Annotated in this window: 1 protein-coding gene; it reads left to right on the top strand. The window is 68.7% G+C overall.

Annotation, left to right across the window (positions count from 1 at the left end; all coding sequences use genetic code 11):
• Positions 1–267 precede the first annotated feature (267 nt).
• Complete coding sequence (locus ACFY1J_RS46065) at positions 268–1059, top strand: IS5 family transposase (protein ID WP_390713388.1); 792 nt, start codon at positions 268–270, stop codon at positions 1057–1059.
• Positions 1060–1123: the final 64 nt, after the last annotated feature.

Genomic DNA, 1123 nt, shown 5'->3' with positions numbered 1-1123 from the left:
AGTAGCTGTTGTCGTTCCGATCTTGAGGGGTGGGCGTCGAACGGGAGTCTCGATCGGGTGATCGCGGCTGGCCGTGGGCATGAAGGCAGGGCCTCTTGGTAGCTCGGGGTTGCGAAGCCAACCGAGATCCAGGAGACCCTGTTGCCGCAGTTGTACGCGCTCGCAACGGTGGAGTTCAACTCGGCTGCACCGACGTGTGATTGCATCGCTCACCGGTTCGGGAATGCGGCCGATCACCCGGAACGTGTTCGGCGGTACCCCTCGGACATGACGGATACGGAGTGGGCACTGGTCCGGCCGCTCCTGCCACTGCCGGGCTGGATGCGGGGGCGGGGCGGGCAGCCGGAGGCGTACTGCCACCGGGCGATACTGGACGCGATCCGCTATCTCGTGGACAACGGCGTCAAGTGGCGGGCGATGCCGGCCGACTTCCCGCCGTGGGACCGGGTCTACGCGTTCTTCCGCCGCTGGCGCGACCACATGCTGGTCAGGGAGTTCCACGACCGGCTGCGCGACCGGGTCCGCCAGAAGGCGGGTCGGGATGTGGAGCCAACGGCCGGTGTGATCGACTCGCAGTCCGTCAAGGCGGACGCCGTCGTCGGCGCCGACAGCCGCGGTTTCGACGGCGGCAAGCTGATCAACGGCCGCAAGCGGCACGTCGTAATCGACACCCTCGGCCTGCTGCTGGGTGTGATGGTCACGAGCGCGGACATCGGTGACCGCGCCGCCGCGAAGGTACTGCTCGCCCAGGTGGCTGACGCCCACCACCGGCTGGAACTCGTCTGGGCCGACGGCGGCTACACCGGCAGCCTCGTCGAGCACTGCCTGGCCGCGTTCGCCCTGGTCCTGGCGATCGTCAAGCGCAGCGACGACACGCGTGGCTTCGTGGTGCTGCCCAAGCGGTGGATCGTCGAGCGGCTCTTCGCCCACCTGATGCGAAGCCGCCGCTTGGTGCGCGACTTCGAGCGCCGCACCTCCAGCGCCGAGGCGATGGTCTACTGGTCGATGACCATGATCATGACCCGCCGCCTGGCCCGGTCACATTCTGCGCGAGCGTGAAGCGGCCCGGCTGACGCTCGGCCAGCCAGCCCCGCGCGACCAGCCGCTTCGCCTTCGACCGCAA

The sequence above is a fragment of the Streptomyces sp. NPDC001406 genome (assembly GCF_042895285.1).
Taxonomy (GTDB): Bacteria; Actinomycetota; Actinomycetes; order Streptomycetales; family Streptomycetaceae; genus Streptomyces.
Note: the sequence above shows the minus strand (reverse complement) of the source record. Positions and strands in the feature narration are given on the sequence as shown.